At 56.8% G+C, this 20,815-nt stretch carries 29 protein-coding genes and 2 pseudogenes; 2 read left to right on the top strand and 29 right to left on the bottom strand.

Translation table 11 applies throughout. From position 1 onward, the window contains the following. Nucleotides 1–572: 572 nt before the first annotated feature. The 7 genes and pseudogenes from QWJ10_RS22970 to QWJ10_RS23000 form a co-directional block, all read right to left on the bottom strand. Nucleotides 573–1,451, bottom strand: a complete 879-nt coding sequence (locus QWJ10_RS22970; protein ID WP_289929817.1) for a hypothetical protein — start codon at nt 1,449–1,451, stop codon at nt 573–575. Nucleotides 1,452–1,459: 8 nt separating this feature from the next. Beyond that, nucleotides 1,460–1,672 (bottom strand): annotated as a pseudogene (locus QWJ10_RS22975) (phage tail protein); the annotation flags it as partial. A 6-nt stretch (nt 1,673–1,678) separates the two neighbouring features. Beyond that, the gene (locus QWJ10_RS22980; RefSeq protein WP_289929818.1) at nt 1,679–4,405 is read right to left on the bottom strand and encodes a phage tail tape measure protein; all 2,727 of its coding nucleotides are present in this window, start codon (nt 4,403–4,405) and stop codon (nt 1,679–1,681) included. Further along, nucleotides 4,392–4,514 carry a GpE family phage tail protein gene (locus QWJ10_RS22985; protein WP_010799791.1) on the bottom strand — a complete coding sequence of 41 codons (123 nt, stop codon included), beginning with the start codon at nt 4,512–4,514 and terminating at the stop codon, nt 4,392–4,394. Before QWJ10_RS22985 ends, QWJ10_RS22980 begins: the two co-directional genes overlap by 14 nt. An 8-nt stretch (nt 4,515–4,522) precedes the next feature. Beyond that, nucleotides 4,523–4,855, bottom strand: coding sequence for a phage tail assembly protein (locus QWJ10_RS22990; RefSeq protein WP_150348730.1), 333 nt, complete (start codon nt 4,853–4,855; stop codon nt 4,523–4,525). Between the two features lie 79 nt (nt 4,856–4,934). Beyond that, nucleotides 4,935–5,450: a phage major tail tube protein gene (locus tag QWJ10_RS22995; protein WP_289929819.1), complete on the bottom strand. Its 516-nt coding sequence runs from the start codon at nt 5,448–5,450 to the stop codon at nt 4,935–4,937. Nucleotides 5,451–5,498: 48 nt separating this feature from the next. Beyond that, nucleotides 5,499–6,665: a phage tail sheath protein gene (locus QWJ10_RS23000; protein ID WP_289929820.1), complete on the bottom strand. Its 1,167-nt coding sequence runs from the start codon at nt 6,663–6,665 to the stop codon at nt 5,499–5,501. 306 nt (nt 6,666–6,971) lie between these two features. Here QWJ10_RS23000 and QWJ10_RS23005 point away from each other — a divergent pair, with 306 nt between their 5' ends. Continuing rightward, the gene (locus tag QWJ10_RS23005) at nt 6,972–8,339 is read left to right on the top strand and encodes an FAD/NAD(P)-binding protein (RefSeq protein ID WP_289929821.1); all 1,368 of its coding nucleotides are present in this window, start codon (nt 6,972–6,974) and stop codon (nt 8,337–8,339) included. Between the two features lie 134 nt (nt 8,340–8,473). Here the strand turns inward: QWJ10_RS23005 and QWJ10_RS23010 are convergent, their stop codons facing one another. Continuing rightward, a complete protein-coding gene (locus QWJ10_RS23010) occupies nt 8,474–8,869 on the bottom strand; it encodes a response regulator (protein WP_289929822.1) in 396 nt (131 codons plus the stop codon). A gap of 244 nt (nt 8,870–9,113) precedes the next feature. On the opposite strand from QWJ10_RS23010, the gene QWJ10_RS23015 reads away from it, so the two are divergent. Beyond that, nucleotides 9,114–9,353 (top strand): hypothetical protein, encoded by a 240-nt coding sequence (locus tag QWJ10_RS23015; RefSeq protein WP_289929823.1) that lies wholly within the window; start codon nt 9,114–9,116, stop codon nt 9,351–9,353. Between the two features lie 259 nt (nt 9,354–9,612). Here QWJ10_RS23015 and QWJ10_RS23020 read toward each other — a convergent pair whose 3' ends face one another. The 21 genes and pseudogenes from QWJ10_RS23020 to QWJ10_RS23120 form a co-directional block, all read right to left on the bottom strand. Further along, on the bottom strand, nt 9,613–10,167 hold the full coding sequence (locus QWJ10_RS23020; RefSeq protein WP_289929824.1) for a beta/gamma crystallin-related protein: 555 nt from the start codon (nt 10,165–10,167) through the stop codon (nt 9,613–9,615). 593 nt (nt 10,168–10,760) lie between these two features. After that, nucleotides 10,761–10,967, bottom strand: a complete 207-nt coding sequence (locus QWJ10_RS23025; protein WP_289929825.1) for a hypothetical protein — start codon at nt 10,965–10,967, stop codon at nt 10,761–10,763. Nucleotides 10,968–10,976: 9 nt separating this feature from the next. Further along, a complete protein-coding gene (locus tag QWJ10_RS23030; RefSeq protein ID WP_289929826.1) occupies nt 10,977–11,417 on the bottom strand; it encodes a hypothetical protein in 441 nt (146 codons plus the stop codon). Then, a complete protein-coding gene (locus tag QWJ10_RS23035) occupies nt 11,414–12,001 on the bottom strand; it encodes a hypothetical protein (RefSeq protein ID WP_289929827.1) in 588 nt (195 codons plus the stop codon). Before QWJ10_RS23035 ends, QWJ10_RS23030 begins: the two co-directional genes overlap by 4 nt. 9 nt (nt 12,002–12,010) lie before the next feature. Beyond that, nucleotides 12,011–13,585, bottom strand: a complete 1,575-nt coding sequence (locus tag QWJ10_RS23040) for a phage tail protein (protein WP_289929828.1) — start codon at nt 13,583–13,585, stop codon at nt 12,011–12,013. Then, nucleotides 13,582–14,190, bottom strand: a complete 609-nt coding sequence (locus tag QWJ10_RS23045; protein ID WP_239383692.1) for a phage tail protein I — start codon at nt 14,188–14,190, stop codon at nt 13,582–13,584. Before QWJ10_RS23045 ends, QWJ10_RS23040 begins: the two co-directional genes overlap by 4 nt. Further along, complete coding sequence (locus QWJ10_RS23050) at nt 14,187–15,104, bottom strand: baseplate J/gp47 family protein (RefSeq protein ID WP_289929829.1); 918 nt, start codon at nt 15,102–15,104, stop codon at nt 14,187–14,189. The genes QWJ10_RS23045 and QWJ10_RS23050 overlap by 4 nt, the downstream gene beginning before the upstream one ends. A gap of 1 nt (nt 15,105) precedes the next feature. Further along, nucleotides 15,106–15,447 (bottom strand): GPW/gp25 family protein, encoded by a 342-nt coding sequence (locus QWJ10_RS23055; RefSeq protein WP_289929830.1) that lies wholly within the window; start codon nt 15,445–15,447, stop codon nt 15,106–15,108. Further along, nucleotides 15,444–16,037, bottom strand: a complete 594-nt coding sequence (locus tag QWJ10_RS23060) for a phage baseplate assembly protein V (RefSeq protein ID WP_289929831.1) — start codon at nt 16,035–16,037, stop codon at nt 15,444–15,446. The genes QWJ10_RS23055 and QWJ10_RS23060 overlap by 4 nt, the downstream gene beginning before the upstream one ends. Nucleotides 16,038–16,098: 61 nt before the next feature. After that, nucleotides 16,099–16,551, bottom strand: a complete 453-nt coding sequence (locus QWJ10_RS23065; RefSeq protein WP_289929832.1) for a phage virion morphogenesis protein — start codon at nt 16,549–16,551, stop codon at nt 16,099–16,101. Then, on the bottom strand, nt 16,548–17,081 hold the full coding sequence (locus QWJ10_RS23070; protein ID WP_289929833.1) for a phage tail protein: 534 nt from the start codon (nt 17,079–17,081) through the stop codon (nt 16,548–16,550). Before QWJ10_RS23070 ends, QWJ10_RS23065 begins: the two co-directional genes overlap by 4 nt. Beyond that, a complete protein-coding gene (gene lysC, locus QWJ10_RS23075) occupies nt 17,074–17,367 on the bottom strand; it encodes an Rz1-like lysis system protein LysC (RefSeq protein ID WP_354669644.1) in 294 nt (97 codons plus the stop codon). The genes QWJ10_RS23070 and lysC overlap by 8 nt, the downstream gene beginning before the upstream one ends. Next, a pseudogene (locus QWJ10_RS23080) lies at nt 17,264–17,620 on the bottom strand (LysB family phage lysis regulatory protein); the annotation flags it as partial. The pseudogene QWJ10_RS23080 and the gene lysC, both read right to left, overlap by 104 nt. After that, complete coding sequence (locus tag QWJ10_RS23085; RefSeq protein WP_010799807.1) at nt 17,617–17,757, bottom strand: hypothetical protein; 141 nt, start codon at nt 17,755–17,757, stop codon at nt 17,617–17,619. The gene QWJ10_RS23085 and the pseudogene QWJ10_RS23080, both read right to left, overlap by 4 nt. Continuing rightward, complete coding sequence (locus tag QWJ10_RS23090) at nt 17,754–17,981, bottom strand: hypothetical protein (RefSeq protein WP_289929835.1); 228 nt, start codon at nt 17,979–17,981, stop codon at nt 17,754–17,756. Before QWJ10_RS23090 ends, QWJ10_RS23085 begins: the two co-directional genes overlap by 4 nt. Beyond that, a complete protein-coding gene (locus QWJ10_RS23095) occupies nt 17,978–18,790 on the bottom strand; it encodes an N-acetylmuramidase family protein (protein ID WP_289929836.1) in 813 nt (270 codons plus the stop codon). Before QWJ10_RS23095 ends, QWJ10_RS23090 begins: the two co-directional genes overlap by 4 nt. Next, nucleotides 18,787–19,128 carry a phage holin, lambda family gene (locus QWJ10_RS23100; RefSeq protein ID WP_232235719.1) on the bottom strand — a complete coding sequence of 114 codons (342 nt, stop codon included), beginning with the start codon at nt 19,126–19,128 and terminating at the stop codon, nt 18,787–18,789. Before QWJ10_RS23100 ends, QWJ10_RS23095 begins: the two co-directional genes overlap by 4 nt. Nucleotides 19,129–19,133: 5 nt before the next feature. Continuing rightward, entirely contained in the window at nt 19,134–19,355 is a 222-nt protein-coding gene (locus tag QWJ10_RS23105) for a tail protein X (RefSeq protein ID WP_289929838.1), read from the bottom strand. Continuing rightward, nucleotides 19,355–19,816: a head completion/stabilization protein gene (locus QWJ10_RS23110; protein WP_289929839.1), complete on the bottom strand. Its 462-nt coding sequence runs from the start codon at nt 19,814–19,816 to the stop codon at nt 19,355–19,357. Before QWJ10_RS23110 ends, QWJ10_RS23105 begins: the two co-directional genes overlap by 1 nt. A 101-nt stretch (nt 19,817–19,917) precedes the next feature. After that, entirely contained in the window at nt 19,918–20,616 is a 699-nt protein-coding gene (locus QWJ10_RS23115; protein ID WP_289929840.1) for a terminase endonuclease subunit, read from the bottom strand. A 3-nt stretch (nt 20,617–20,619) separates the two neighbouring features. Next, nucleotides 20,620–20,815: P2 family phage major capsid protein (locus QWJ10_RS23120; RefSeq protein WP_289929841.1), on the bottom strand; the 196-nt coding region annotated here is incomplete at its 5' end.

Genomic DNA, 20,815 nt, shown 5'->3' on the forward strand with positions numbered 1-20,815 from the left:
CGCCTACGCATCTGCTTGTCTTGTGATGCTTTGCCTGCTCTTAAAAGGCTCAGAAAACCCGCCTCGAAAGACCTCGACCACCCCCTTATTGTTTGCCCCGGCTCGCTTGCGAGACGAAGCCGAAAGGCAGCGCCGTGAAGGAATGAAACGACGCTACTCAGTAGTGTTAGGGAAACATTAATGGTTGTGCGGCGTGCAAGGACTGGAAGGGCGCGAGAACACTCAAGCCGCTCTGTTATTCCAGTGGGAACCTAGGGGACCCCGCGCGCCTGTAGGCGCGAAGTCGGGGAAGCATCAATACAAACGCATCAGGTCTGTACGGAGTTGATACCGGCACGATCTAAAGGCTCTGTTTTATAAGCGTAGCTGGTACCACAGCACATCTAAATTTGCAGTTATCACTAGTAATACCAGCGCTACAGCATTAACCGTATTTCTGGAATACGCTTAGCCAACGGCTTGGACTCAGTTTTGGGTTCACCTGAGCTGGCTATGAGCTGAAAAAGCAGGGGAGGGCAGGGTAGAGACGAGGGGAGGCACCGCCTAAGACGGTTTGAATTTGTTGAGCGAGATTAAGCTTGGTTCAAACTCTTCCAGAGCCTGATTACGTCTGAGTATTCTAGGTGCTTATGTTGCTTGGCGAACTCTGCTAGATCTGCAGCTTGGTTACGGCGTGTCTGTTGCTGCTGCTCATCTAGTGCGCGCTCTGCTGCGATGCGCTCACGTGCCTGAAAGCTGCGCTTACGTACGACTCTTGCTTGATTATCAGCCAGCTCCTGGAGTGCTTGCTGGTTTTGGCGCCGTGCGATCTTGGCGAGCTTTGCGCGGCGTTTCTCTTTCTTTCGTGTGCGTGCCTGAGCCAGCTGATGAGCCAAGCCTAGCTCGATAAAGAAGCGTGGCCGAAGCACAATCATTGTACGGGTGATCCAGCGCTTGCCGTCTTGGTAGAGGCGTTTGTGTACGCGGCGGATATATCGTGCCTCGCTGAGTAGCTTCAGCAGCCTAGATAGCGCACATTGCTTGAGGTTTGAATCTACCGCGATACGGTTTTGAAGATTGAGACGAAACTGGCCTTCATTATCCAGCCAGCCAAGCACCATTGTGGCCATATCCAGCCTGGCCAGCATGGGCTCGATGATTGCGGCGAGCTTGTCCCAGCTCTCCTGCCGAGTTCGACGGCCGGACTTATGCAGCCGATCGAGGTTACGCAGCCATTTACCGGCACGCGTATTGGCTTCGGCCTTGATACGCTTTGCTGCTTCACCCAAGAACGTTTTGCACTGCTTTTCAGATAACTTGGCCAGGTTGCTTTTGGCCATGTCTGGAAGGGAAGGCTTGCCGCGAACAGACACCGCTGCATAGAGCGCAGAGGCCGGCGAATCAGCCGGGGCACGACGCTTTCTGCTTGTACGCTGCAGAACCTTTGCAGCGGTGTTTTGAGCGGTTTGCATAACGTTTAGCGCAGCACATCCAAACTGGCAGCGGTGCCCGTAAGCTCCGGCGCGACCCAGCCGGGCAGGGTGATGCTGTCCTCGCCCTTGCCCACGAACTGACGCGCCGGCGGCGCGCCCACGCGCGAGCTGCTCGCGTGCCGGTACTCGGTTTGCCGCTGCAGCTCCTGGTAGGCCAGGGTGGAAAGGCTAAAGATAAAACGTCCTAGGGCCATCATCATGGCGGGTTACTCCTGGTCTCGTAGGCTGCTGCGGCCGCGTGCGGATTGTTCAGACTTGGCCCTGGCCAGCTCGGCGCGAACCATGCGGGCGATGGCCTGCGGATCCATACCAGGTGCTGCGTGGATGTGGATCTCGTAGGTGTCCTGGCTAACCATGCTGGGCGCAGCGGACACCGTAGCCGGAGGGCGATCATCAAACGTAATGCCGGCTTGTGTGTTTGCCATGGCCGGCAGGGCGGTAGCGCCTACCCCTAGCGCAACCGCGCCGGCTGCAGTCAGCCGTTTGGCCGTGTCAGCCATCTGGGAGAGCGGGCCGTCCTCATTCCTCGCCAGTCCAACGGCAAGGCCTGCCATGGTGAAACCGCCCAGTTCAGCAAAGACGCGGCTGGGCGAGTGGATGTCGAGCTTTTCCTTGAACCAGTCAATTACCGCACCGCCGGCTCCCATGATGGCGTCCTTTGCCTTGCTCAGGTTGTTGGTGATGCCATTAACCAAGCCATCAATCAGCATGCCGCCTAACGCAGAGAATTGACCAGGCAGGCCAGCCAGCAGGTTGACCAGGCCGGCCAGCCATTGACCGAACACACGTCCACTCTGCGTAGCCCCTTCAATCTGGGTTGCCGTAGCCTGGAAAGGCTGGGCCAGTTGACTGATCCAGTTCCAAGCCGCTCCCATGGCAGTCGAGATGCCGTCCCAGATAGGTTTGAGCGGGGCCAGGGCCGCGCCGATACCTGCAATCATGGGCTGCAGTGGAGCAAGCCCTTCCGTGAAGCCCTGCCAGAAGCCAGTGAAAAAGGCCTTTACGGGTTTCCAATACCCCAGCAAAAGCATGGCTCCAGCCACCAATGCGGTAATGAGCAGGCCGACAGGGTTGGCTACTGCCGCCGCCGCGATTATGCGAATCCCAGTTGCCACCATGGGTAGGGCATTTTTGGCCAGATTCGTCAGGAGCCCAATCAGGCTGGGAATCCGCACGCCTATCTGGGCAAACAGGAAGCGAATGGCAAGGCCTGGCCCCATGATGCCGGCAAGCCCCAGGGCCAGTACACCAAAGGCCGTAGAGGCAGCCGCAATGCTGGCAGTGACCTTCAGGACAGTCGTGACCAGCTCAGGGTTAGCCTTGGCCCAGGCCGTCACCTTTTCCAGGACACCGTTGAGCTTGTCCATGATATCGATCAGGGCAGGACGTAAGGTCTGGCCCAGGTCGGCGGACAGATTGAACAGGCGGTTTTGGGACATTTGCGCCCGAGCCGACAGCGCATCTCCGCGAATATCGCTTTCGCGCTGCATCGAGCCGTTGCCCTTGGTGCTTTTCACCAATTCCAGCTGCCGGCGGTACTCTTCCAGGTTGTTGGCCAGCTTCGAGGCATCGTCGCCGTATTCCTTGCCGAACAGTTGAGTCGCAACCGTCAGCTGCTGCTCCTGCGGTAGTTTCTTGAGCGCATCGAGCACTTTGAGAATGGTCCCGGTGGCATCCTTGGCCATGCCGCTCTGAACCTTCTTGGACTCCATGCCCAGGGCCTTGAGGCCTGCCTGGAATCGCTTGGGCTGCTCATTGGCAATGGCCAGTTCACGGATCATGGCGTTAGTGGCTGTACCAGCAACCTCGGCCGAAGATCCCAACGTCAGGAAGGTACTGCCGAGCGCAGCGGCGTCCTTGTAGCTCATGTTTACCGAAGCGGCGACACCGGCTACGCGCTGCATGACATCGATAATGTCTGCGCCTTTGGACTTGGCGTTGTCGTCCAGGTAGTTGATCACATCGCCCAGCTGGCTGACGTTCTTGATCGGCACCTTGAAGAGGTCTGCAATGCGGGCCAAGTTCTCACCGATCTCATCCGCCGGCAGCTCGAAGGCCGTAGCCGCGTTGGCCGCTACGCGTGCGAATTCGAGCAGGTTGTCCTTACCCTGGACGCCCATCCGAGCGCCGCCTTCGACCAGAGCTGCGATTTCGGTCGAGGCCATGGGGATGGTCTCGGACATCTTCTTGATGGCCTCGCCCATCTCGTAATAAGTACTGGTGAGCTGGCCGTTATCATCGCGTGCGCCCTCAACCTGCTTGGCGACACCGAGCATGGCATCTTCAAAGCTTGAGTAGTTCTTGACGATGCCCACGATGGGGCCACCGAGCGCAGCTCCTGTAGCCGCAGAACTGGCTCCCAGCATGGCCGCGCTACCGGCAAGCTCTTGGCCTTTGGAGTAGCTGGCCTTTACCCTGGCCAGCTTTTCCTGCTTGGCCGCTACGGCAGCCAGGCGTTCCTTTTGCGTTTTATAGGCTTCGTTGGCGGCATCGATGCGCGTCTTGAGCTGCTTTTCACTCTCGGCAAGGTTACGGGTATCGATCCCGGCTTCGCGTAGTTTGGGAATCAGCCGCTGCAGCTCGGCGCGTTGCTCGCCGTGTTTGGTCTTGAGCCGATCCACCGCCGCGCTGGCATTGATAAAGGTCTTTTGAAAGGCTGCAGACGGGGCGTCCATAGCCTTGAGTTGCTCCTGGTGCTGCCTGAGCCGTTGCTGTGCGCGGGCAAGTTCCTCGCCGGTTTGCCGGACGGCGTCATGCTGCCGGGTATAGCTTGAGATATCAGACTGCTGCGCATTCAGCGCCTTGACCTGGTCGCGGGCGGCCTTGAGCGCCCTAGCCGTGCTGTTGCTGCCGGCCATGATGCGTTTAAGCGGGGCGGTCACTTTGTCGAGTGCCGATAGCAGCACTCGGATCTGTAGGCTATTGGCTGCCATCGGGGCTCACTCGTTGCCGGGCGCGTTCACGCCATTCCATCAGTTCGGCCAGGCCCAGCTCATCCAGCTGGGCCGGTGGCCAGTGAAAGGTGATGGCGAGATCCGCCATCGCATCCTCTACGCGTCGGGGGAGAGCTCCACCTTCAGCGACCTCTGCAGCAAAAAATCGGAGATCTGCACCCCCACCTGGACCAGATCGGCTGGATCCATGGAGCGGGCCTCGGCTTCGCTAATGCTGGGCAGGCTGATACGCGGCAGGACTTTCATCACGGCCAGTACATCCAGCTTGAGCAGGTCAGACAGGGCAATGCCGCGCAGCTCGCCGGCCTTGGGTTTGCGCAGGGTGATCCGGTCAATGACCTGCTCGCCGCGCTTGATGGGCTCGTCCAGGACGATGGTGTGCGGGTTGGTTTTGACTTCAACGGCCTGGTCTTGGGCTAGGGTAGTCATGGAAAAACGCTCCTTATCAGAGTGCCCGCCGAAACGGGCAAATTTGGAATTTAGAAATTTCTAAATCGAAAAAATGGGCTTACATGCCTAGCGCTTTGCGCTGGCCTTCAAGACGGTCAACGCCGCCAACCTTCTCGATGAAATTGAGTAGATCGATCTCGATCACGACCTCACCGTCGACGGTGAGCTTGTAGTAGGTGCAGGTGGTGGTGACCTTGTGCTCGGTGTCTTCACCTGGGGCCGCGTCGCCCATTTCGATGGTTTCGTGACGGCCGCGAACCACGATCTCAACGGACGTTTCGGTAGCGGTATCGTCCTGCTGAAAAGCTCCGGCAAAGCGCAGCATTACGCCGCTGGCATTGGTGATACCGAACTGCTTGAGCACGGTGACGTCCAGGCCACCCAGCGTCCATTCGAGCTGAATGCCATCGTCGCTCATGCCAAAGTCGACCTTGACGGGGCCGTTCATGCCACCGCCTCGGTAGCTTTCCATCTTGCGGCCAAGCTGGGGCAGGGTGACGCTCTTGGCTTCGCCGAGGTAGTTGTAGCCCTCGTTAAAGAGGTTCATGTTTTTCAGTTTGCGGGGCAGGGCCATAGCGGCAGCTCTCCTGAGCGCGCCTTTCAGCGCGCTTATGCAAAAGGGTTAGGAATTCACGCGGTCGGCAAAACTCGTCAGGTACGAGTCGGTGATGCGCTGCCGCAGGGTCAGGTCTTCCAGGGGCGGGACCGGGGTGTAGTCGTAGTCCAGACGCAGCTGGCCAGCCTTGAGGGTGTCCTTGGTATTGGCCTCTTCGTCGTACCAGCACTCGCCGCCGAGCAGGTAGCCCTGGGCGGTCAGATCGCGCAGCTTGGCGTTGATGCCTTCGATGATGTCGCGGGCCAGGCTCGGGTGCATGGGCTTGTCGACAAAGGTGAAATGCGCCTCGGCCATGGTGTCCATGAGCACCTGGGCAGTGCGGGTGTAGTTCTCAAAGGCGAACAGCGAGTCGTCTGTGGTGGTGCGCGAACCCCAGAAGCGGTAGCCGCTCTGGTTGATCAGCGTCGTGACCTCATGGCTGTTGAGATAGTTGCTGTCGGTTGAGGGATCTTGCAAGTCGAAGAACACGTCCTTGCTGATCCCGGTTACGCCATTGACCGGGGCGTTTGACAAGGTCTTGTGCCAGCCGACCTCCTTGTCCAGTTGCGCACGCAAGCCCAGGGCGCGGGCAGTTGCGTTGGCGTTCATGGTAGCGTTGGCCGAGGTGCTCCAGGCCAGGAAGTCAGGCCAGAGCAACATCAGCTCACGGGCACCGAACTGGTTACGGTAGGCCACCGCTTCTTCCATGGTTTCGCAGTTCCAGGCGCTCGCGTAGACAAAGGCGCGCAGCTTCTGGGCGATGCTGACCAGGGCAGAGGTGACAGCCTGAGTATCCAAACCGGGTACGCCCAGGATGCGTGGCGTAATACCCAGCTGAGCCTTGGCAGACAGCAAGGCCTTCATGCCGGTGTACTTGCCGTTTGCGGATCCGCCGATGATGTTGGAGACGGTCTCGGCTTCGGTTGCGCCTTCGGGAACGCGGACCAAGACAGTGACGGGTTTGGACTGGTCGGCGATGGCCTGCAGGGCCTCGGCCATGGTGCCCTTAGAGCCAGCCTTGCCGGCAGCGGTCTGGACGTTGGTGACCAGGACGGGGGTGTTCAGGGGAAAAGCAGCGGCGTCGGCGTCGTCTGCGGTACAGACCATCCCGACAATCGCGGTTGAAACGGTGGAGATAGAGCGCGTGCCCTCGTTGATTTCTTGGACACGGACGCCGTGTAAATAGTCGGCCATTGGAGATGTGCCTGCGCAGGTGAATGACACCGGCAAGGCTGAGGGAAACCCGCGCAGGGTTCATCAGGCGCGGGTTGTAAGACGGGGATTTACAAGTTTAGGAGAGTACTTAAGCTCTGGAGTTAGAGTGTTTAGGACACTCGAGCAAGCTAGGGTATTCATTAAATTAGTTTAAAATTTTATATATCTAGAACAAATCTACATATAACAAATAATTATAAGAACATCACATATTCCTAAAAGTTATTTTAATTATATGTTTAATACTGTTTTTATAGGGCTTTGAGCTAGAAAGTAAGCATTATTATGGAAAATACAGACAAAGATCAGTCTCATGTTCTTATCATTGGTGGAGGCCTAAGTGGAGCCTTACTAGCAATAAATTTATTAAGAAAAAAAGTAAAGCGAAAAATAATAATTTTCGATACAAGAACTCAGCTAGGCCATGGCCTCGCGTATAGTACAAATCATCTTGTACATACACTAAACAACATACCTTCAAAACTTAGTATCGATCCAAACAATTCTGAAGACTTTTCTGAGTGGCTTCTATCAAACAAAAAATGCGAAAGAGAATCCAAGGAGTTGTATCCTCCTCGTAAGTATTTTGGCGAATACGTTTTATGTCGCCTTAATGAGGCTATAGATGTAGGCAAAACACATGGAACAACGCTTACTTTTGTTAATGATGAAGTGACAAATCTACAGGATCTACCCAACCAGGTTATTGTAAGCACAAAAAATAATGGGACATGGTTTGGGAACGTTGCAGTTATTGCAACGGGATTATCTCAAAAATCCAAAACAGATAATTTACAAAGTGAGCTTAGCGGGCTAATTTTCGACCCTTGGGATATTGAGGGAATGCGAGAAATAAAAGAAAACGCTCGGATACTGATAGTTGGTTCAGGCCTCACCATGGTTGATGCATTATTCTCTTTAAAGGAGATCAACCATAATGGATCAATCCATGTTATCTCACGACATGGATTAATTCCACACCCTCGTATACAAAGCAACCCTTGGCCAGATTTCTTAAAGGAAAACAAAGCTATAAAAACGCCTAGGCAGGCACTCTCAATAATAAGAAGTGAATGTAAGAAAGCACAATCTGCAGGTTTTGGTTGGCAAGCCCCTATTGATGCAATAAGAAGTTCTATAGGAGAACTTTGGTATAAAGCTTCGGACGCGCACAAGAGGCAGTTCATTCATCACCTTAGGGCTTTGTGGGAAAATCATTTACACCGCTGCCCTCCTGCAGGTTATGACTTAATAAAAGATCTACAAGAAAAAGGTTTGTTAACATTTGAAGCTTCAAAACTAATATCTTTAAATAAAAGAAATTCTGAGATATCAGCAAGAATCAAAAGAAAGTGTGCCACTAGCACTCAAGATGTAGAATTTGACCACGTCATTATTGCTTGCGGGATGGATTATGACTGGACTCATTTTAAAAATGGACTTAGTAACACCCTTATTTTTAATGGCACAGTAAGGCCTGGACCTTTAAATATCGGAATTATGACCAATGCAGCTGGCCGAATTATAGATAAAAGCAATAAACTTTCGGAAAGACTTTTTGCTTTGGGACCTCCGCTACGAGGAGTTTGGTGGGAATGTACCTCCATAAGCTCAATTGCTATGCAGGCGAAAGCATTGTGTGAGTTAATATAGTTATTTGATGGTTTAAAGTGATACCTGCGCAGGTGAATGACACCGGCAAGGCTGAGGGAAACCCGCGCAGGGTTCATCAGGCGCGGGTTGTAAGACGGGGATTTACAAGATTAAGCCAGTAGATGGAGAAAGCCTCAACGCTCCTTGAGCTGATCGATCGCATCAACAATCGCGTTCTGAAGCGCATCAAGCGACCAGGGTTTGGCGAGAAAAAGAGTAGGCTTTTTGAGTTTTAACATTTGCCCGCTAGCATATCCGGAACTCAATACAATCCTGATATGCGGCCATTTCTCGTAGACGGCATTGGCCAGATCGACACCATCCATGAGACCAGGCATGCGGACGTCGGTGATCATTAAGTAGATTTCCTGATGCTTTTCCTTAAGAAAGGCAAAGGCCTCATCGCCTGAAGCGAGTGCAAGTGCAGGCAGTCCCAGATCCTTTATGACCTCAAGGATCAGCTCCTGCATAAACGGCTCGTCTTCAACGACGAGGATTTTTTTCTCTTGAGGCAAAGGCGTCATGTCCATCCTTGAAATATCTGCATTTGCCGTAGGAGCATCCTATCCTGCTTTTTGTTTCCGCAGAACAGACCAAAGGCTCTAGATACAGGGTTTGTCTAATTTTTAATACCGTTTGTATAAGTCTAGCGTTACGACTAGTTATCCCTTCATTTGATGCTGGCTTGAACACAGGCCAGCATCAATTTAACGTATTTTTCTTATTGCTCCTGATATCTAGGCTAAATCTCGTTTTCTAGGGAAGGGGTACTGTATGTCAGCAGTAATCTCAGAGCGGCAAAGCCTTGAGGCTGTAATCGAGCAGGCCCGAGCGCTTCATTCATTTTCAGCAGATCAGCCTGAGTGGGCCAACCTTACCGAGCTACAGCTGCATTCGTATCTGTATGAGGCAGCACTGAAGCAGGGTATGACGCCGTTAGAGTGGAGGATGCTGCTCGACCGCACTCGAGTGCCGGGGCAGAGTCTTAATGCGCTTATTGCAGCACGCAAATAGCAATGCAATCTACGCAGATAGATGACACTTGCAAGGCTGAGGGAAGCCCGCGCTGGGTTCACCAGCGCGGATTGTAAGATGGAGACTTACAAGATTAGGGCTGTCTGAAATGTCTTGTTGCCCGCTTTGTAGTTACTCTTTAGCGTCTAACCGTTACGCAGACCAATGAGTTAAAAGCAGGGCAGATAGTACACAATAGCAATCTAATTACTTCTCAGGCAGACCCTAAGAATTACTAAATAAAACCATATATTATTAATTATAATTCGTTATCAATGGTTCGCTCAGGCTGAGCTGAAGAAATTGCATCGTTATCAAAATAATTAGGTAGTGGATATCGGCCGTCCTTCTTGTCTCCACCACTACTACTCAAAACCCAACGCGTGCCTTTGAAGTCATAATCTTTATATAATATCCAAGTGCCGTTAAGCACTATTGCTGAAGAAGCAGAGTCATTGAAGTCGATACTGCCAAGATTAGAATCTGCTCCAGTCAGGGTAACCATACGTCCCCTGTAGTTTATATCTGCAAAAAGAAGGATCGTTGGTCCGCTAACATCTGGGAAATGCCTAAGAGATGAAAGTGAATCATTGGAGAAATTCATAGCAGATGGAGTCTGATAGTTTCCTTTTGAAAGAATGCTTGAGTCTCCTTGGAAATTTGCATCCTTATATAGAATCCAAGTTCCTGAAATTACTTTACATGATGAAACCTCATCGTTAAAACCGTAATTCTTTAAATTTTCGACATCCTCATTAAGAGAAACTGAGCGGCCACCAAAGTTTACATCCTTATATATCTCTATTTGTGCCATTTTGATTTACCAGAGAGAAAATTTAAAACCCATCAGAAAACCTAATCTCTTTAGCAAATCGGCTTGCAGCTTAAAGTATTATTAGGTGTGATGGCGTAGTAATTTCATTCACATGACTTAGCATGCAAATGAAATTTAGTTTGCTTTTATTTTTATGTCTAGCCGGGAAGGAATGACCAAAAGCAATATTAAACTAATACTAAGAACTACAAGCTAATAATTTTAATATGATTTTTTTTGATATATATCTATACTGCTTGGGCAACAACTATAAATATAATAATAAATTATATGATTGCGAAAGCTCACCTAGCAGCTTCAGCTAAGCTCCCTAGCGAATATCGTTGCGGCTGGCCCAAGGTCCAGACCAAGCGCCTGACCGCAGAATTCTGAACAGAACCAGCGCGACACGCTCTGGATCCAGACCGACAGGATCTGGCTGCCCAAGATTACGATCCAGTTTTAGCCCGCACCTTGTTCGGCCTATAGCCCCTCGACTACGTTTTCGCATAACAAGGCAACGGCAAGGTCAGTGAAAAACGGCGCTATTTTTATCCTGTACTAATCGTGGGTAAGGTTAGCCAACAATAACTTTAACGGCGGACTGCGCTAAACAGCGTGACCAGAACAAACGGGATGATGGAGCAATACACGCCGATATCTTTGTATTCATGCTGGCTGTCCTGCATCGCGATTATGTACCAGAGTGGAAGTGACGCGGCTCCTAGAGCTATAGACCCAAGCCAGAGTGCTTGCTTGGTCTGGCTATGTTTTTCATGATCCGGCATATCAACTTGCATTCCTAATCGTTAGCTACCTAGGCTATTAAAGTCTAATTTGAGTGCCCAGGACATAGTTTCGAATAGGTTACCTGGCGAATACCGCTGCGGCTGCTCCAGCCCAATCACCTGAGCGCAGAACTCCGAGCAAAACCAGCGCGACTGGCTCTGGATACCAACCGGCAGGATCTGGCTGCCCAGGATCCCGACCCAGTCATAGCCGGCGCCGTGCTCGGCCTGCAGCAATTCCTCGACTACATACTCTCTTACCCAGGGCAGCGGCAGGAAGTCCCAAACCGCTGGATCCGGCTCGATCAGCTTGGCCCGGACGCCACCATCACGTGGTGAGCTACTGGCAAAGCGGCCATCCTCCAGGACCAGTTCGCAATGCGAATAGGGGCTGCGCGTCCAGACCCTGATCAGCCGGTCGTAGAGGTCGCCCGGTGCCTTGTAGAGGGCCAGCTGTATCATGCCGCTACCTCATCTTTAGGCCAGGTAATGGCTGCTACTTCGATTGCGGTCTTGGTAGCTTCCACCTGCTGCTCGAGCACGATCTTTTGCGCAATGGCGGCGTTAATAGCGTTCTTGCCGTCCACACCGACCTGCTGAATCTGCGCGGCGGTATGCGCCTGGTAAGCCCACTTCCCCCCGGCATCGGCGCACCAGAACGGGGTCGTCCAGTTCTCGTCGACGCCGGGCAGAATCGAAGCCAGTACCGAGGCCTGTAGGTTGGATTGGTCGGTCGGCTTGGCCGGGTAGGTGTAGGTCTTGCCCAGCGCCGTGGAGACGAAGCCGGCAGCGATTCGGGCCGAGCAGGCGTTTTCCAGCTCGGCCAGCTTTTGGGCTTTCACATCAGCCAGGCTCAACTGCGAGGCGGGGTCCACGGCTACCGGCGGAACCTGGGAGAAGTCGATCACCTTGCCAGCCGACTGCGCGGCAATCAGCGCATCGCGAAGCGTGGTGGAAATTTCGACGGCATCAGCCGGCAGGCTGGCCCTAGAGGTCAGGTCGCTATCAAAGAAGCCCTTTTCAGTTTTAGAGGCGTAGATTGTCATAGGGCGTCCTTAAAAGCCGATGGCGATGTAATAGAAGGAGAAGATCTGATTATTGGTGCCGTTGATGGCGGAGTAGCGGCCCACGGTTGCCCCGGTCTTGCTCAGGGTCCCGTCGATCAGGGTGGCCAGCACGGACGTACTGCCGGAAAAGACTGGAATGGCAATCAAAGCAAGTGCAGCAGTGGGAAAGGCCACCGGAAAGGTAATCGGGGCCGAGCCTGCATTGGTGTTGCTGATGGCACCGCCCTGGATAATGAAGCCTGACGGCAAACGCTGATAGCTGGGCGCATTGGCGGTAAGCGATGCCGCGAAGCCACCTCCCATCTTCAAGAAGGCCGCGCCGTTGCTGGCTACAATCTTCCAGACAGTGCCGGTCGAGACCACCACAATCGACTCGTTGTAGTTCATCGAATACGGGGCGATGTTGGTCGACAGATCGCCCATCACCAGAACATCCGAGCCATTTACACCCACGGCAAAGCCGGACATGGCTGAAGATGAATGGCTGATCACATACATCGCGCCGATGGGCACAGCGCTCACGGCCGGCAGCGCAACGTTCACATAGCCAGAGCCGGCGTTTGAGGTAATGACGCTTCCCGCTGAACTGGCCGTCAGGGTGGTGTTGGCGGAGAGGGACAGAAAGCCTGCCATCTGCCCTGAATTCTGTTTGAAAAACTCACTGGTGATGAGCTGCTTGCTGTTATCAAAGCGGGGCGGCGTCTGGCCTTTGACCGGCCCGGTAAAGGTGCCGCCGCTGGTGGGCATATAGCCCTGGGTGATATCGGCAAAGCTCAGCGCGGTGCTGCCCAGGGTAATGGGTGCGTCGGTGGTCAGCTTCCAGAGGGTGTCGGCCTGCGTTGCGCCTTCCTCAACGTAGACAAGAAGGCCTGGCGTCACCTCAGCGTTTTCGTCTGTATCGGCCGCACGAAGCCAACCGCCGGTGCCGGCCACATAGATCCCGTTTCCGTTGGCCGTGGTCTGGTTCTTGACCAGGACGCGATCACCGACAACCAGGGCAGTGCCATCGATTGTCTGCAGACCGCTCAGGGTGATATTGGCGGTAGTAGCGGCACGGACCGACTGCTTGTTGTCCAGCCGGTTAATCGCCACGGTAATGGCGTCATCGACATAACCGCGCGTGGCCAGCACAACGCTTGGGTCGATCTTGAGTTCGACGTTTGAGGTGCTGCTGACAATCAGGACCATGCGCAGGACCTGGGTGCGGCCGGAACCTTCGGCCAGCTGCGGCTTGTAGCTGGGCGGGGTATTGGCCACCGCAATCAGGTTGCCGTCCGCATCGATCAGCCCCATCTCGCGGATCCAGCTGCCGCCGGTGGTTTCCGGGATCACCAGCTCGGCGATGACCTGGCTGCTGTTGGCCTTGTCCACGGTCAGGCTGTTTAACCCTGCGCGATACCATTCGCCCCTGAGCGCGGTCTGGCTGCGGTCAGGGGTAGGCACGCTACCGCCGCCGTCGCCTACGGCCATCTTGCTGATCTTGAGGGTGGTGTTAAGTGCTGCGGCGTTGGCCAGCTTGGCCTCGCCGATAGCCGTGAGAATGGCGTAATAGGTCTGACTCATGGGTAGATGCTCAGGGTGTCAATGTCGTGAGAAATGCCGCCGGCCGAGTAGCGGCCGCCGACCACAATGGCTTCGGGTTGATAGGCGTAAACGGTGAGCGTCTCGCCCTGGTAGGTGCTCACACCGATATAGGGCGTGCCGCGTGTTTCAAGGCTGACGGCAAGGCCGGTCAGGTGCCGGCTGAGGGGCTTGGCGTCATCGATCAAGAGGCCCAGGCCGTCATACATCTCCTCTGTGATGCCGCTATCCAACACGCCGATATCCAGCTTGAAAGTGCCGGGCTTGGCCTCGGGTGACTCCTGCCACCACTCGCGGACGCGGATCAGGTAGCCCAGCGGCTCGACCACGCGACGGATCGCACCAATGGTGCCTTTATGCGAGTGGACGAAATACGAGGCCTTGATGACCTCACGCTTGGTCTTTTCCGACCAGGCGCTGTCCCAGCGATCCACCGAACGCGCCCAGGCGAGATAGGGCAATAGCTCCATCGGGCAGCGGTCCGGATCCACCAGGTCGCGCAGCGGAATGGGCACGCGCTTGATCTGGGCCAAGGCCTCCGCAGCAAGGCGCTCGAGCTTGGTAGAGTTGGGAGGCAGCAGGCTCATGCCTGGTCTCCCAGGGTGACGCTGGTCCCGGTGCAGTAGGCCGCTTGGGCGTTGGTGGGGACGATATCGGTCCAGCCGTCCAGCTCGACCTTGGCGACACCGGCCACATGCAGCGCGGCATCAAGGCCGGAGCGGGCCACGATGACGCCCAGGCGTCGGCGTCGGTTTACATAGGCAGCCAGGTTTTTCTGGGCGCTCTGCAGGATCAGCTCGGACTCGGCCCCTGTGTTTTCCAGGAAGAGCCGGGCCTTGACGCTGTAGCGCAGGATCTCGGCGGACTGGACGGTAACGCGATCCCCTAGCGGGCGCACGTCTTCATCGTTGAGTGCCTCGGCCACGATCTCCAGCAGCTCGGGGGAGGCGGTGCCGTCGCCGTCATAAGCCTGAACGGTAACGACCACCACGGCCGGCGAAGGGCTGACCGCCGAGGCGTCGGCCACCTGGCCGCTGCTATTGCGGGCGTGCAGGATATAAGCGTTGCGCGGGCCGGCTACGCTCAGGCCCTCCCAGGCCATTTGTACGCGCTCGCGCAGGGCATCGTCGCCTTCCATCACGGCTGCAACCGGCGGCACGCTGGTGGTATCGGCCGGGATAATGGTCAGGCGGGTCAGGTTGACCCCGCCGGCGATCTGCTCGAGGTCGGTGCCAGTGGCCTTGGCCAGCATGGTGCCCAGGGCGGCCTCGTTGACGCGTTGCCGTAGCAAGAGCTCTCGGTAGGCATTCTCCTGCAAGAGCTTGACCAACGGCTCGGACTCCAGCTCCAGGCGCGCGGCGATAGTGGCCTGTTGATCGGCCGGATACAGCGCGATGAGTCCCGCTTTGCGCTCGGCATAAATGGATTCGAAGTCCAGCTGCTCAACAATGGTGGGCTCGGGCAGCTGGGAGAGGTCAATTGGGGTAAAGGTGCTGGCCATATCAGACTCCACCAAAGGCTAGAGGAACGCGTAGGCTCACGGCCGCGTCGCTAACGGTGCTATAGCCTTCCAGGTCGGCGATGGCCTGGCCGGGCCTGTCGCCTAGCGATAAACCAATGCGGGTCAGGCGCAGGCGTGGCTCCCAGCGCATCAGGGCCATAACGGCCACAGCCTTGGCTTCCAGAGCGGTAGCATCGTTCAGGGGCTTGTCGATCAGTTCGAAGAGGTCGCAGCCGTAGCTTCTGCGCATGAGCCGTGAGCCCACCGGCGTGGTGAGGATGTCGCCCACCGATTGCTGCAGGTGCTCGAGGTCAGTCAGAGAAAGGCCGGTGCTGCGGTTCATTTGAGCGGCGCTCCCGACTGTCCGGAGCCAGGCTCGACATTGCCGTGCGGGTGCTTAACCAGGCTGATGCCGGCCGCGATAACGTCCTTGGAAACGGTCACCGTGCCGGTCACGTTTTGATTGCCGGTCTGGGTGTAGTCGCCCTGGTGGTTGATCGGGCCGATGATGTTGATGCCGCCGGGGCTGGTCAGGTCGGTAATGCCTGCTTCCGGCAGGATGGCCCGCAAGCGGTGCGCGACACTGTCGTACTCGATCACTGCGCCGTCTGCATAGGTGCGGCGGTGTAGGCCGGCGCGGTCGGCGTTGGCCGGATACTGCAGGCTGCACAGGCCAGTTAAGGCAATGCCTTGCTCGGTTAGTCCGGAGGGGCTGAACAGGACGACCTGCTCACCTACCGTGGGCGGATCCCAGGTCCTATCGGCCCCGGCGCGCAGAGCGAACCAGGGCAGCCAGCCGGTCAGCAGCTCGCCACTCTGGACGCGCAGGCGTGGAGGTCGGTTGTTTTCGAGACTGCCATGGTCCACCTCGGCAACGGTTCCAAGGCGGATCAGGTTCTCGATCAGGCGGGAAAGGGCGGCGTATTCATTCATGCCGCCAAGGATGAGAGGGACGAGCGAGGCGTGCAGCTAGCGGAGGTTGTAGAAAGCGGTTTTACAAGACAAGGTGATCGAGCAAAGCGCCGCGTATGATCTCCAGATCATCTTCAGATAAACCCAGCAGCTCACGGCGCGCATAGCGAACATCCGGCGCGCCTCGCTCGGCCCGGTCTTTCAAACCGTACTGATGTACTCTTGCGATCCGTGCGATACGGCCGGTAAAGCCGACCGTCACGGCCTGCTCGCTGCCTTGAGCTTTGAGGTAGCGGGCCATTTTCAGCTTTTGGAACATCTTCTTTTTGATCCGGCCCTGCTTACCGCGTAAGTCACGCGGCTTACGCTTCTCAAAGGCGGAGCCATCCGGATTCTTTTGCGCGGTGATGCGCTTGGTTTGGTTCTTGCGGATCTCGCGCGCCGCCTCCCTGGCCAGTTTGGTCCGCTCCTGCGGCTCAAGCTTGGCCAGCAGGGGATTGAGCCAGGTTTCCAGTGCGGTCAGGTCATCACTCATGGCTGGCTGCTCCGCTTGGGCATGGGTGTTTCCAGAGCCAGGGTTTCACTGCCATCCGGTGTCTGCCATTCGGCCAAGAGTTCACCGCCGGCATACACCTGGTAAGTACCGGCCGCCTCAGCCTCAGTGTACTGCGGCTCGCCAGCATGCTCGATGGAATAGGTGCCGTTATCCTGCTTTTTCACAATAACCCGCTCGGTCAATGGCAGGGTGATCGCCATATCCACTTTGCTATGGTCCAGGATGTCCACCTCGAACTGGATGCCCTCGGCTGACTTGTCCAGATTAACCAGCAGCTCCGACTGATTGGTCCGTACCCAAGCTAGCAGCGGCAGCATGACGGCATCCGGATGGCCGGCAAAATCGGTCAGGATGATCTGCAGGTTATAGCCGTATTCAAAGGACAGGCTTTTAGCGGCCGTGCAGCGTACCTTACCCTGGTCGATAAAGATCAACAGCCGGTCGGGGTTGTGCCTGAGTTCGGGCACGGCGGCCATCAGGTGAGCGCGCAGGCTTTCCGGCTTATTCATGCGGGCCTTCCTGGTGATCAACGATCATATCGACCTTGGCCGCGCAGACAGCCCAGTCGTGCTCGATAGTGTCCATGTCTTCGAGCAGCTCGCCGTTACGGCTGGGGCTGGTCTGGGACAGGGTACAACGGGTCACTACCGGACAACCACTGACGATAAGCTGCGGCGCCGGTGAGGGCGGGACGCTGCCGCAGCTGGCGAGCAGCACCAGGCAACTGCCCAGCAGCCCAGTCTTTAAACGTTTGGTTTTCATCTTCCAGTTCCTTGAGTCGGGCCTTGCGTACATCAATCTCGCGGCGCAGGTCGGCCTGGACGGTTTGCAGCTGCCGCTGGGCGTCTCGCTCGCCCTGCAGCGTATGGGTAAGGGTGTTGATGGTTTGCTGCCGGCTCTGGCTGTCCTGCTCGGCCTGGGTGGCTCGGTTCTCGGCACTGGCCTGGGCGGCCTCGGCCGTCTCCAGGCGTAGGTGCTGGATCCAGAGAAATCCAGTCACGGCAACGAGCAGGGCCAGGCCATAGCCGAGTTGTTTGAGCATGCTCATAATGCGTCACAGCCCAGCCCCAGATAGACATCCAAAAGATCGAGGGCAACCTGCAGCCCTGTCAAACCAAGGTTAAGCCATAGTAATTTGACCAAAATCCGGGCGTACCGAGCGCTGATAAAGATGGAGATCTTCATGCGTGCGTCCACCCTAACCAGGAAGAATCCGCGTGCTCGGTAGAAAGCATCGCGCGGTCGAGCTGCTCCAGCTCACCCAGGACGATCAGGCACCTGATACCGGGCAGGGCCAGGTGCAAGGCCTCACCAAACTCATTGGCTGTCTCAAACGGTGTGTCTGCCGAAAACACAAACACATCGCCATCCTGCGGTCGTAGCCGGCGGATCTGGTTGACGTCGATCATGCGGCCTCCTTGGCCAAATCCTCGGTAGCGTGCCGCTCATAGGCGCGGGCCAGCTTGATGTCATAGAGGTTTCGCTTGTAGCCCGAGCCGTTGTACAGCTCGGCCACCTTGGTCCATTTGCGCGCCTTGAGCGCGTTATGCAGCGTGGTGTCGGCCAGGATGAAACGCACAAAGGCCTCGAGCTGCTGGCCTTCGCTCTCGCTCATCACAGCTACAAAGGCCTGCACCGACTCATAGCCCAGGCGTTGCCAGTGATAGCCCATGATCTGAAACGCCCCCCAGGAGGCGGATTCCAGCGCGGCGGTCTCATCGATCTGCCGGGCCAGGGCCAGGCGCTGCCATTCAGCGGTACCGCCGGCGTAGCCACCGGCTGTGGCGTTGACCAGGTTGGGATACTGAGCCTCAAGCTTGCCGATATCATGACCAGCCGCCTCGAGGCGCTCGCGGAAGACGTGTCGTTCAAATAAGATTTTGGCCTTGCCGTTAGGCAGGAAACCCTGGCCCTGGCTTTCCACTTCGTTGATGGCATAGACGCTGGCCAGCGATACCTCAAGTTGACCTGCCGCTGCTACCAGATCGCTGTGCTGCAGGTGCTTGTCATCGTTGATCCCGAGCAGACGCGCCTGGGTCTTAGAGCCGGCGATGCCGTCAGCCACCAGACCCACTTTGGCCTGATAGGCTTTTACTGCCTTTTCGGTGGCGTCGCCGTAGAGGCCATCCAGGCGCAGCTGCGCGCCGTTCTTGTTCAGCAGGTTTTGAAGGTCGGTAACGGGCTGGCCTTTGTCGCCGTGTTTTAAGGTGGCGGTCATTGCACGTCCTCCACCTTTTTGCTCAGGTAGCGGTCAGCCAGACGGCGGACGCCTTCCACGCCCAGTAGGCCGATAACACCGCCAAAAAAGGGCGCAGCGCTCTGGGCAATGCCAAAGAAGTCCAGGCCAGAGCTGGTGGCCAGGCTAATGGCTCCGCACAACGGGGCCTCCAGCAGGACCTGGCGAAAGCTTCCGCCACCGTAGAGGACACGCAGAGCGGCAACCGAGCAGCCCAGAAGGCCTGCATAGATCGTGCTCCACTCTGCTTGCAGCCGGGCGATCAGCCAGGCGTAGATATCGAAATTCTCGGGAGGCATGGTGGGCTTCTCGTTGTTCATGGTGATCAATCCCAGAGGTTCACCTGCTGCGCCTCTTGGGCTTCAGCGGCTGTGGTGGATACGTCTGGCAGGGTGACGGGGTGCCCGATCGGCAAGACGGGCCCTAGCTCGGCGAGGCCCGGATTGGCCTCCAGGACCTGCTCGGTGACGCCGCCGGTTGCGCCGTAGTGCCTCCAGCAGAGCCGGTCGAGGGTGTCGTTTTGCTGCGCGCGGACGGTGGTGGCCATCAGATAAGCTCCACCGTGCTGCGGCCCAGACCGAGCAGGTCGCGGATGGCCCAGCGGGCATCGCGGCGGTACTCGTCAATGCTGGGGGTGAGTTCGTCAGCGCTCTGGCTTCCTGCCTTGGTGGTGTCATAGCTGCGGTAACGCTCGTAGAGTTCCGAGCAGGCCAGGCACGACACGGCGCGGTTGTAGAGCTGCAGCAGGAGGCTGATTCCGTTGAGTTGATCCGATGGGACCTCAGCCAGCGAGGTATAACCGAGCAGCGTATTACGGGCCTTGAACGCAACCAGGTCGCGGTTGGCGGAGATCAGGGCGCTGGTAATGGCGACCTGCAGACGCGTGTCGGTAATGCTTGAATCGATCCGGTGTCCTTCACGGATCCGGTTGGCCTCAATATCAGGCCACCAGCCGTCATTGATCACGGTGAGTTCGGAGGCCTGGGCTACTGCTATAAAACCGCTCATGGTGCCGCCTTAGGAAAAGATCGCCGGTGGTCGGCGCTTCACGAAACAAGGCCAGGCCTTTTCGATCCGTGCCGAGCCGGCGGGGTGCGTGGGACGCCTTGTTAGCCGGGAGTTCCGGCGTGTTTCTTCAGGAGGCGCTCGGCGCGCTCCAGATCCTTTTTGCCGCCGCAGCGGTCATGCAGGCCTATGGCCTTTTGCAGGGATTCGATGGCCGCCTGGAGCTGGCCTGGCTGGCCGGCACTGTCGTCATCGATGCCGTGGAGTTCGGCCTTGCCGATGGCCAGGTACAGCTTGGCCCTGGCCTCGTCAGGCATGTCCTGCTCGGCCGTGAGTTCGGCGGTACGCTTCAGGATGTCCAGGTCGAAGGTGTCGCCGGCCTTTTGCGCATTGAGCGCAGCGGTGGCTACTTCCTCGGCAACCAGGCAGCCGGTGGTGCGGGCGAAGCGATCCGGCATGACAAGCCCCTTGCCCAACACATAGGCCGCGATGTCCAGCGCACCGGCAAAGTCGCCGGCATCGATACGCCAGATCATCACCGTGGTCAGCACCTCGTCCTGTGCGCCCTGCCCGGCCGACAGCACGCCGGCCACATAGTCGGCGTACTCCGGCAGGAGCTGCCGCTTGAGTTCGGCTTTGCCCAGGGTGGACTGGATCTGCTTTAGCCGCAGGCGGTCCTGGAGCAACTTGGCCAGCTGCAGCTCATAACGGGTGGCCCCTTCCATGGAGCCATGCGGTGAGGCCTCGGCGGCCTCCTTAGCGGCGCGCTTGCGCAGCTGGGTACGTTGGGCGAGGGTCAGCATGGGTTACACCGCCTCGACGTGTTCAGCCAATGCAACCAGACCAAAATCCTCGATCACATAGGCATCGTTCGAGGACTGGTAGTCCGCGATGCGGTCGTACTCAGGCTCGTCTTTCAGATAACGGCGGCGGCCGCCTTCCTGGACGTAGATCGACAGGTTGGCCAGCGTGGTGACCAGAATGGTTCCTTCGGGGAAGAAC

The sequence above is a fragment of the Pseudomonas sp. WAC2 genome (genome assembly GCF_030403525.1).
Classification (GTDB): Bacteria; Pseudomonadota; Gammaproteobacteria; order Pseudomonadales; family Pseudomonadaceae; genus Chryseomonas; species Chryseomonas luteola.

Excerpts from the sequence above, each read along its gene's own strand:
- QWJ10_RS22970 (WP_289929817.1), bottom strand. The coding sequence starts at position 1,451 with ATGCAAACCGCTCAAAACACCGCTGCAAAGGTTCTGCAGCGTACAAGC.
- QWJ10_RS22980 (WP_289929818.1), bottom strand. The coding sequence starts at position 4,405 with ATGGCAGCCAATAGCCTACAGATCCGAGTGCTGCTATCGGCACTCGAC.
- QWJ10_RS22985 (WP_010799791.1), bottom strand. The coding sequence starts at position 4,514 with ATGGCGGATCTCGCCATCACCTTTCACTGGCCACCGGCCCAGCTGGAT.
- QWJ10_RS22990 (WP_150348730.1), bottom strand. The coding sequence starts at position 4,855 with ATGACTACCCTAGCCCAAGACCAGGCCGTTGAAGTCAAAACCAACCCG.
- QWJ10_RS22995 (WP_289929819.1), bottom strand. The coding sequence starts at position 5,450 with ATGGCCCTGCCCCGCAAACTGAAAAACATGAACCTCTTTAACGAGGGC.
- QWJ10_RS23000 (WP_289929820.1), bottom strand. The coding sequence starts at position 6,665 with ATGGCCGACTATTTACACGGCGTCCGTGTCCAAGAAATCAACGAGGGC.
- QWJ10_RS23005 (WP_289929821.1), top strand. The coding sequence starts at position 6,972 with ATGGAAAATACAGACAAAGATCAGTCTCATGTTCTTATCATTGGTGGA.
- QWJ10_RS23010 (WP_289929822.1), bottom strand. The coding sequence starts at position 8,869 with ATGGACATGACGCCTTTGCCTCAAGAGAAAAAAATCCTCGTCGTTGAA.
- QWJ10_RS23015 (WP_289929823.1), top strand. The coding sequence starts at position 9,114 with ATGTCAGCAGTAATCTCAGAGCGGCAAAGCCTTGAGGCTGTAATCGAG.
- QWJ10_RS23020 (WP_289929824.1), bottom strand. The coding sequence starts at position 10,167 with ATGGCACAAATAGAGATATATAAGGATGTAAACTTTGGTGGCCGCTCA.
- QWJ10_RS23025 (WP_289929825.1), bottom strand. The coding sequence starts at position 10,967 with ATGCAAGTTGATATGCCGGATCATGAAAAACATAGCCAGACCAAGCAA.
- QWJ10_RS23030 (WP_289929826.1), bottom strand. The coding sequence starts at position 11,417 with ATGATACAGCTGGCCCTCTACAAGGCACCGGGCGACCTCTACGACCGG.
- QWJ10_RS23035 (WP_289929827.1), bottom strand. The coding sequence starts at position 12,001 with ATGACAATCTACGCCTCTAAAACTGAAAAGGGCTTCTTTGATAGCGAC.
- QWJ10_RS23040 (WP_289929828.1), bottom strand. The coding sequence starts at position 13,585 with ATGAGTCAGACCTATTACGCCATTCTCACGGCTATCGGCGAGGCCAAG.
- QWJ10_RS23045 (WP_239383692.1), bottom strand. The coding sequence starts at position 14,190 with ATGAGCCTGCTGCCTCCCAACTCTACCAAGCTCGAGCGCCTTGCTGCG.
- QWJ10_RS23050 (WP_289929829.1), bottom strand. The coding sequence starts at position 15,104 with ATGGCCAGCACCTTTACCCCAATTGACCTCTCCCAGCTGCCCGAGCCC.
- QWJ10_RS23055 (WP_289929830.1), bottom strand. The coding sequence starts at position 15,447 with ATGAACCGCAGCACCGGCCTTTCTCTGACTGACCTCGAGCACCTGCAG.
- QWJ10_RS23060 (WP_289929831.1), bottom strand. The coding sequence starts at position 16,037 with ATGAATGAATACGCCGCCCTTTCCCGCCTGATCGAGAACCTGATCCGC.
- QWJ10_RS23065 (WP_289929832.1), bottom strand. The coding sequence starts at position 16,551 with ATGAGTGATGACCTGACCGCACTGGAAACCTGGCTCAATCCCCTGCTG.
- QWJ10_RS23070 (WP_289929833.1), bottom strand. The coding sequence starts at position 17,081 with ATGAATAAGCCGGAAAGCCTGCGCGCTCACCTGATGGCCGCCGTGCCC.
- lysC (WP_354669644.1), bottom strand. The coding sequence starts at position 17,367 with ATGTACGCAAGGCCCGACTCAAGGAACTGGAAGATGAAAACCAAACGT.
- QWJ10_RS23085 (WP_010799807.1), bottom strand. The coding sequence starts at position 17,757 with ATGAAGATCTCCATCTTTATCAGCGCTCGGTACGCCCGGATTTTGGTC.
- QWJ10_RS23090 (WP_289929835.1), bottom strand. The coding sequence starts at position 17,981 with ATGATCGACGTCAACCAGATCCGCCGGCTACGACCGCAGGATGGCGAT.
- QWJ10_RS23095 (WP_289929836.1), bottom strand. The coding sequence starts at position 18,790 with ATGACCGCCACCTTAAAACACGGCGACAAAGGCCAGCCCGTTACCGAC.
- QWJ10_RS23100 (WP_232235719.1), bottom strand. The coding sequence starts at position 19,128 with ATGAACAACGAGAAGCCCACCATGCCTCCCGAGAATTTCGATATCTAC.
- QWJ10_RS23105 (WP_289929838.1), bottom strand. The coding sequence starts at position 19,355 with ATGGCCACCACCGTCCGCGCGCAGCAAAACGACACCCTCGACCGGCTC.
- QWJ10_RS23110 (WP_289929839.1), bottom strand. The coding sequence starts at position 19,816 with ATGAGCGGTTTTATAGCAGTAGCCCAGGCCTCCGAACTCACCGTGATC.
- QWJ10_RS23115 (WP_289929840.1), bottom strand. The coding sequence starts at position 20,616 with ATGCTGACCCTCGCCCAACGTACCCAGCTGCGCAAGCGCGCCGCTAAG.